Here is an 8,257-nt window from a genome sequence, read left to right as displayed (position 1 = left end):
TGCATTCTGCTCATGTCTTGATTGCGCGTAATATCCGCTTGAAAGACCTTTTCCATTGCATAATTCAAATAATCAAGCAGCATACTTGATATATTTGCATCAATTAACTTTTCTGACGGCTTATGTGCAGACACAAAGCCCTCTATGATATATTCAATAATTAGCTGCATACTATCATACGGATCCAAACTATCAACCTCTTTCAAGAATTGTTGAACAATTTCATCCACAGATGCTTGCACGACGTCGTAAACGTTGCGGTAGTATTTGTAGAATGTGACTCTGGCAACTCCAGCCTTCTTGCAAATAGCTGTTACGGTTATATCTTGCAGTTTATGTTCCTCCAACAGTGCGCTCAATGCCTCCATAATATATCTCTGAGAGTGTACACTGTCTTCTCTTGAATTCCTCAAAGCTAACACATCCCTTCATTCTGTTCGTTTTAAGTGCAAATCATCACATAGTGCTTGAAAGATGAAAATTCACTGCTATACTTACATGTGTAAGCACAATTGTTAGCACGGTGATAATGTCATTGTATAAAAGGACATCCTTGCTGTCAATGTGTACCATTTTCTTTGTTTCCTACTGGCGATTTGCCGCCATTCTGTAAGCTATTAATAGGGAGGGATCCAGTTACAACTTATAATATACATTTTAAATTTTTTTATATGAATAATTTATGGTTTGGTGTTTGTGCGTTTCTAGATTACAACGTAAGAACAAGACAAATTATCAACAAGAATAGGGTGAGATTCAATTGGCAAAACATCTGTATAAATTAGGACATTGGGCAGTAAACCATAGGAAAAAGGTTTTATTCAGTGCACTCGCAATTCTTATTGCATTAGTGCTTTTTGCAGTCAACATGGGTTCCTCTTTCAAGGATGAGCTGAGTATTCCGAATACGCCGGCAGATAAAGCAGGAAAAGTAATTGAAAAAGAGTTTAAAGCGATGCAACCTGCAGGTGCCCAAGTAAAAGTCGTGTTTCAAGCACCAAAAGACGAAACCTTGGAGTCAGCGGAAGTACAACAGAAAATTGCAGAGGTTCTAGATGAGATTAAAAAAGATTCAGCTGTTGATTCTGTAGCAGCACCGATGCAGCTGCAGAACCTCAGTGAAGATAGGACAATCGGATATGCAGTCGTTACGTACAAAGTGAAGTCGGAAAAGGTCACAGAAGCTTCTAAGGATAAGATTTTAGATAGTATTGAAACAACAAGGGATGCCAGCATTCAAACGGAGTTATCAGGAGGCGATATCAAGTTTTCCGACTCAGAAACTTCCGGTATGACTGAAATTGTCGGAGTACTTGTTGCGTTTGTAGTTCTGGCATTTACCTTTGTGTCTTTTCTAGCAGCTGGACTGCCGATTCTCACTGCGATAATCGGATTAGCGATTGGAATGCTAGGAATCATGATTGGGACCAATTATGTGGAAATCCAATCTGTATCTTTATCATTAGCTGCCATGCTCGGACTCGCGGTGGGCATTGACTATGCGCTCTTCATTATCAATCGCTTTAGACAGCAGCTTGCACAAGGAGATTCTGTTCCAGAATCTGTTGCCATCGCAACGGGAACAGCGGGAAGTGCCGTAATCTTTGCAGGATTAACTGTTATTATTGGTCTTTTGGGACTGTCTGTTACAAAGATTCCTTTCCTGACAGCGATGGGCGTATCCGCTGCCTTTACTGTGCTCGCAGCTGTGTTGGTTTCCGTCGTCATATTACCAGCCATATTGGGACTTGTCGGTCATAAGATTGCCCCATCTAAACAAAATCGATACTTGCAAAAGATGACTGGGGCAGGTAAAAAACACGCTGGTTCAAATAAATGGGGGGAATTTGTCATAAGACGTCCTCTGATCGTTACAATTTTCGCAATCGGACTACTTGCAGTGATTACGATTCCATTTTTCCATATGAACCTTGGTCTGCCTTCTGATGGAACAACAAAGTCCACAGAAACGACAGAAAGAAAAGCATATGATTTATTGACGGAAGCATATGGAGAAGGATTTCATGCCTCTTTAGTGGTAGTGGCAAAATCAGAGGAAGCAACAGCTGAAACGCAAAATGCTATGAACACCATTGCAAAAGAATTAGGCAACCTATCTAGCGTGAAAAGTGTGACACCTGCTATCCCTGGACCTTCCGGAAAGATTTATATGATTTCCATCACACCAAAAACAGGACCTGACGATACAAAGTCGAAGGATTTAGTAAAAGCGATCCGGGACAAATCGAACCAGGCAGAAAAAGAAAATGGAATTGAACTAATGGTAACGGGCACAGCCGCGATAAATATTGATATCGTGCAAAAGCTGAGTGATGCCTTGCCGGTTTTCGCTGCCCTTATTGTGGGACTTGCATATTTACTCTTAGTTCTAGTGTTTAGATCTCTGCTCCTTCCATTAAAAGCAGTATTAGGGTTTCTACTTTCTCTTGGTGCTACATTGGGAGCCGTGGTATTTTTCGTGCAGGATGGGCATTTCCAAAATATATTTGGTTTCTCGGCTGCCGGTCCGATCTTAGCATTCTTGCCTGTGATTCTTATTGGCATCCTGTTCGGACTCGCCATGGATTATGAGGTGTTCCTAGTGAGCAAGATGCGGGAAGTATATACGTATACAGGAGACCCGAAGAGAGCTATTTTAGAAGGAATGCGGGAGAGTGGTAGAGTCGTAGTCGCAGCAGGATTAATTATGATGTCTGTATTTATTGGATTCATGTTGGCACCTGATGCCATCATTAAATCACTAGGCATGGCTCTTACATTCGGTGTTTTCTTTGACGCATTCATCGTGAGAATGACAATCGTACCTGCGGTCATGACTCTCATGGGTAAGTCAGCCTGGTACTTGCCAAAATGGGTGGATAAAATTTTGCCTAACATTGACGTTGAAGGAGCAAGCATTATACATCACATGGAAAACAAAAGTGAAAAGATATATAAACAGAACCCGCTTCCTATAAAATAGAAGCGGGTTTTTTAAGAGAAGGTATAGGTCCTCCTTCATCTATTTGAGTAACATCTATGGAACCCAGGTAAGAAAAAATGCAATTAATATACTTTGTCCCAAAAGAACTCCATAAACTGTTTTCTCTCTCTTTTCCTTGTTTGTTAAAAGTCTAGTTACTACAAAATTAATGATTGTAACTATTGCAAAAGTAAAAAGCATTGTTAAAACAAACTCATACAGCATAAACTTCACCTCTACTCAATTGTGAGTCCATTTATTATACCCATAATAATCCTTATTCCACTAACCTGCTTCGTTACTTCAATAAGAAATAGCGATCCTTCGTTATTGAAGCATCGCACCTGTTAGCTTATGTACATTTCTCACAATTTTGCGTGGAGTAACGTTCAACTATATTTATTTTAGATTTATTTTTTACTTTTTTCTCCTTATGATTCTGTTCACTAAATTTTGTGTTGCATCCTGTCCAGTTTCTGATGCATTTTCAACGGCAGACTGTACATAACGTGTTGCTGAATGGTTTAGATTGTTAAAGACTTGCATCTTGTTTTCAACTACATTATCTGGATGTTGGTCATGTTTTGCCAATATTATTACCTCCTATTTATCATTCGAAGTATACAGTGTGGATTATGTCAATTAAATATACCAGTTTTAGCTTTTTAAGTTGTAGAAGAAGTTCTCCTTCTTCAACCTGCCACGTTAACACAATAAGAAAAAGCCGCCTATGTATGTCAGCTGAATCTTGAACTCTTGCACCCAGTTAGTTGAACAAGATTTTAACAATGCATAAGTCTTATCTTTCAGACTTCTTTTTAAAAATAAAGAAAATCAATAAACAAATGACCCAATATAATAATGCTTGACCAGTTAAGTTTTCACTAAGAAAATTGTGAATGCCATTGGCACGAAGTATTGAACGAATAACAACGGAAAGAATTGCAGCAATAAATATAGAAATAAAGACTCTTTTGCCCATAAAATTTCACTCACTTTTTGGTATTGTATCTTAAATATTTTAATAAATAGGTCGTAAAGGGTATTCAAATTCCTCCACCTAGATGACTAATAAACAATCCAACTTGATAAATATTATATCATTCCTTCTTCAGCTAAACTGCTACGTTAGTTGAACAAGAAAAAGGGATGCCGCAGCAACCCCTATTCTTCAACATAAGCACCCGTTACTTTAAGTACAATAATTCACAAATAGATCAATAAATCTATTTTCTCCTTAACTTTACTTCATTTTGCTGTTGATACCGTTCATTTCTAATATGCTCTATTTATTTATGTTTCCACCTTTTATGATCAATCCAATATTTTGTTACAAGGAACGTCAGTAAGATACAAAAAAACGATGTGAATAGATTTCCAATAATGGTCGAATTTACGGATCCTGTGATTAAGACCTCCATTGCAAATTTACTCATCACTGCTGGATTGGCAAAATCAATAACTGGATTTAAACCAACGATTACTCTACAAATCAAAAGGAACACGATCGATATCAAGGCAATTAGACCCTGATTGTTAAAAATGGTACTGATCATTGTAGTAAATGAAATCATAAATAAAACCCACACAATATAAAACAAAAAGGCGACCACTATGTCGGCAAAAGTCACACTCGTAAAAAGGTAGTAAACATATAAATAGGAAGCAAAGTATCCCAGCGCTAAACTAAAACAAATCAATAAATAATTTGAAACCAATTTACCACCTATATAAGAAAGAACCCTTACCGGTCTTGTTAAAATAAAACCTAACATCCCATTAACTTTATCTGCTTGAATGATCCCCATCATTGAGATAACAATAATCATGATACCAAGTTGATCAAATTGAGATCCTAATGTGCTGGCTAGAATATCTCCGCCAGTCTGAGCTGTAAAACTCGAATCAATCGTAATCCCTTGACTACCACCTAAAGTTTTTAGAATGGAAGGCAAATAATAGGTAACAACTGGCTGAGTTATACCTAATAGTAGAAAGGCAATGGGTAACCAAATCACTTTGAATTCACGTACCATTTGAACAAATTCCTTTTTTGTCATTACAATAATACGATTCATTTTTCTATCACCCATTTTATGAAGATTTCTTCTAAAGTATCATGATGGATTTCAAATTTTACTATGTCCACGCCTTTCTCCAATGCATCTTTAAGTAACATATCCTTGTTTTTGTCAATATTTTCGACTTTTACTTTGATTTTATTCCCAATTACCTCAACGGATTTTACATAAGGTAATTTTTTTACATCTTCAATCCAATTTTGATTTACCATCGAGATTTCTAATTTTAATTGGTTGTTATTATTACGGTTTAATAGTTCTGCAATAGTTGTATCTTCTATCTTGCAGCCATTTTTTATCATGACAAATCTTTCGCATATTTCTTCTGCATCGCCTAGTATATGGGTAGATAATAAAATAGTTGTTTCCTTTTTAATTTCTTGAATAAGATTTAATACCTCTCTTCGACCGATTGGATCCAGTGCAGATACCGGTTCATCCATCACAATTAGTGAAGGTTTATGCATCAGTGCTTGTGCAATACCTAGTCGTTGTTTCATTCCGCCAGAAAATGTCCCAACTTTTAAGTTTTCTTCCCTTTCAAGTCCTACCTTTGCCAAAATTTTAGGTATCGAGTTTATTAATTCTACTTTTTTCATTCCAGACAGCTGCCCCATAAACATAAGCATTTCTTTCGTTGTCATCCAGTTAAAAAATTCAGGGTACTGTGGCAAATAACCAATTTCTCTTTTCATTTTTGATATTTTCTTCCCATTCAGCATAACTTCGCCTGCATTTTGATTTATCATATCTACAATTACTTTTATTAATGTGGACTTCCCTGCGCCATTTGGTCCTATTAAACCGACACATTCCCCTGATTGCAACTCCATAGAGAAATTATTGACGGCTATTTTATCTTTGAATTTTTAACGCCAAAATTTAAAATTGACGAAGAAATTCAAAATGATAATCGGGCAGTTGGGTTGATTTCGCTGGTGATCTCAATTGGTTTATCGATTGTCATTGGTGCAGGTATTACGTAAGGGGAGAATAAAAAGTGGAGACATTAGCTAAGATACTTCTCGGATTATGCGGCTTGTTTTTGCTAATCGGTTTGATCTATATGTTATTTTTTGCGTAAGTCAAAATCACCGCTGAGGAACATTCAGCGGTGATTTTTTTAACTTTATCGTCAATTGTTTAATGTGTAGTCCTGTAATATAATAGAAGAGAAGTTTGAATTTTTATAATTATCCACATAGAAAAGGGGGATATTATGTATGAAGCAAAACCTTGGCTAGCACTGTATCCAAAAGAAATACCTGCCACACTCGAGTACTCCAGAGAGCCTGTTCAGCAATACTTAGTGAATTCTGCAGAGCAATTCCCTGAAAAAATAGCGATTCATTTTATGGGAAATGACATCACCTATAAACAGCTTTATGAAGATGCCATAAATTTTGCCGGTTATTTGCAGGAAAACCTAGGTATTTCAAAAGATGATCGGGTCGCGATCATGCTGCCTAACACACCACAGGCCGTGATTAGTTATTTTGGGATACTAATAGCAGGCGGAATTGTTGTTCAAACGAATCCATTATATACGGAACGTGAATTAGAATATCAGATGAAAGATTCAGGAGCAAAGGCAATCATTACACTCGACATCCTCTACCCACGCGTATCTAAAGTGATGCCGCAAACAGATTTACAACATATAATTGTAACCGCTATCAAGAACTACTTACCATTCCCTAAAAATCTAATTTATCCCTTCATCCAGAAAAAACAATATGGAATTGTCGTGAATGTAAAACACGGAGGAAGCACACATTTGCTTTCGGAAATAGTAAAAATGAAGCGACAAAGAGTAAGGCATGTTGAATTCAATCCTGAGGAAGATGTTGCACTCCTTCAATACACAGGAGGAACAACAGGATTTCCGAAAGGCGTCATGCTTACCCATAAGAATTTAATTGCAAATACCAAGATGTGCCAGGCTTGGCTTTATAAATCCAAGCCAGGAGAAGAATCCGTTCTTGCAATCATCCCGTTTTTCCACGTATACGGCATGACAACTGTGCTCATTTTATCCGTGATGCAGGCCAATAAAATGATCTTATTACCTAAATTTGATGTTGAGACAACATTGAAGACCATACACCAACAGCGCCCGACAGTGTTCCCAGGTGCACCAACCATTTATATTGGTATCTTAAACTATCCTGATTTGAAAAAGTATGATTTATCATCGATTCATTCTTGTATCAGTGGCTCAGCCGCACTTCCAGTCGAGGTACAAGAGAAGTTTGAAAACGTTTCTGGAGGAAAACTTGTAGAAGGCTATGGGCTAACGGAAGCATCTCCAGTCACACATGCAAACTTTTTATGGGATGCCCCTCGAGTAAAAGGCAGTATTGGTGTGCCATGGCCAGATACAGAAGTAAAAGTTGTATCAACAGACACAGGTGAACCGGTGCCGATAAAGGAGATTGGGGAAATCGTGATAAAAGGGCCGCAAATCATGAAAGGCTACTGGAATCGTCCTGAGGATACGAAGGAAGTCTTGCATGATGGATGGTTATATACAGGTGACCTTGGCTATATGGATGAAGATGGCTATTTTTATGTAGTTGACCGCAAAAAGGATATGATTATCGCTGGCGGGTATAATATCTATCCAAGAGAGATAGAGGAAGTATTATATGAACATCCGGATGTGGTTGAAGCAGTCGCAGCAGGAATACCCGATCCGTACCGCGGAGAAACCGTTAAGGCCTATATTGTCTTAAAAGAAGGTTCATCGGTTACGGCAGAGGAAATGAACCAATTTTCACGAAAATATCTTGCAGCATACAAGGCACCAAGATACTATGAATTTAGACAGGAATTGCCCAAAACAGCTGTAGGGAAAATTTTAAGAAGGATGCTAGTTGAAGAAGAGAAACAAAAAATAGAAGAAGAAAACCAAAAACACGCATAAGTGTTACCTCTTTTTTTTGACAGATTAGGCCTGTCCGTATGTATGAATAAGAAAAGGTAATGAGATATCTTGACAGATCAAGAGATAATAACTATTATTAAAATATGAATGATTATTCATTCATATTTTTCTTTTTTAATAATAGGCTGTGTTAATGGTTAATGCTGATTTTGGCACTCTGTTGATTGGAGTGGAAGGCACGAAGACTCCTGCGGGAGTACGGGGCAGGGGAGACCCCGCAGGAGCAAAGCGACGAGGAGGCTCCCC

At 37.7% G+C, this 8,257-nt stretch carries 7 protein-coding genes and 1 pseudogene; 3 read left to right on the top strand and 5 right to left on the bottom strand.

The annotated features are described in order from the left end of the window. Positions 1-368, bottom strand: a 368-nt coding sequence (locus V7659_RS09800) for a TetR/AcrR family transcriptional regulator (protein ID WP_335539753.1), incomplete at its 3' end; no start/stop codon positions are given. Positions 369-760: 392 nt separating this feature from the next. On the opposite strand from V7659_RS09800, the gene V7659_RS09795 reads away from it, so the two are divergent. After that, positions 761-2,983 carry an MMPL family transporter gene (locus V7659_RS09795; RefSeq protein WP_335539749.1) on the top strand — a complete coding sequence of 741 codons (2,223 nt, stop codon included), beginning with the start codon at positions 761-763 and terminating at the stop codon, positions 2,981-2,983. Between the two features lie 417 nt (positions 2,984-3,400). On the opposite strand, the gene V7659_RS09790 is transcribed toward V7659_RS09795, so the two are convergent. From V7659_RS09790 to V7659_RS09775, 4 genes are all read right to left on the bottom strand, one after another. After that, a complete protein-coding gene (locus V7659_RS09790) occupies positions 3,401-3,574 on the bottom strand; it encodes a hypothetical protein (protein ID WP_335539747.1) in 174 nt (57 codons plus the stop codon). A 208-nt stretch (positions 3,575-3,782) separates the two neighbouring features. Then, positions 3,783-3,965 carry a hypothetical protein gene (locus V7659_RS09785; protein WP_335539745.1) on the bottom strand — a complete coding sequence of 61 codons (183 nt, stop codon included), beginning with the start codon at positions 3,963-3,965 and terminating at the stop codon, positions 3,783-3,785. Between the two features lie 307 nt (positions 3,966-4,272). Then, positions 4,273-5,061: an ABC transporter permease gene (locus V7659_RS09780; protein ID WP_335539743.1), complete on the bottom strand. Its 789-nt coding sequence runs from the start codon at positions 5,059-5,061 to the stop codon at positions 4,273-4,275. Next, positions 5,058-5,918, bottom strand: a complete 861-nt coding sequence (locus tag V7659_RS09775; RefSeq protein ID WP_335539751.1) for an ABC transporter ATP-binding protein — start codon at positions 5,916-5,918, stop codon at positions 5,058-5,060. Before V7659_RS09775 ends, V7659_RS09780 begins: the two co-directional genes overlap by 4 nt. Here V7659_RS09775 and V7659_RS09770 point away from each other — a divergent pair. Then, a pseudogene (locus tag V7659_RS09770) lies at positions 5,904-6,050 on the top strand (DUF350 domain-containing protein); the annotation flags it as partial. The gene V7659_RS09775 and the pseudogene V7659_RS09770 overlap by 15 nt on opposite strands. Before the next feature lie 233 nt (positions 6,051-6,283). Then, positions 6,284-7,990: an AMP-binding protein gene (locus V7659_RS09765; RefSeq protein WP_335539742.1), complete on the top strand. Its 1,707-nt coding sequence runs from the start codon at positions 6,284-6,286 to the stop codon at positions 7,988-7,990. Positions 7,991-8,257 lie beyond the last annotated feature (267 nt).

The organism is Neobacillus drentensis (assembly GCF_036966985.1).
Taxonomy (GTDB): domain Bacteria; phylum Bacillota; class Bacilli; order Bacillales; family Cytobacillaceae; genus Neobacillus; species Neobacillus drentensis_E.
The sequence above is the reverse complement of the archived record's forward strand: the minus strand, read 5'-3'. Positions and strand labels throughout refer to the sequence as shown.

Excerpts from the sequence above, each read along its gene's own strand:
- V7659_RS09765 (WP_335539742.1), top strand. The coding sequence starts at position 6,284 with ATGTATGAAGCAAAACCTTGGCTAGCACTGTATCCAAAAGAAATACCT.
- V7659_RS09785 (WP_335539745.1), bottom strand. The coding sequence starts at position 3,965 with ATGGGCAAAAGAGTCTTTATTTCTATATTTATTGCTGCAATTCTTTCC.
- V7659_RS09780 (WP_335539743.1), bottom strand. The coding sequence starts at position 5,061 with ATGAATCGTATTATTGTAATGACAAAAAAGGAATTTGTTCAAATGGTA.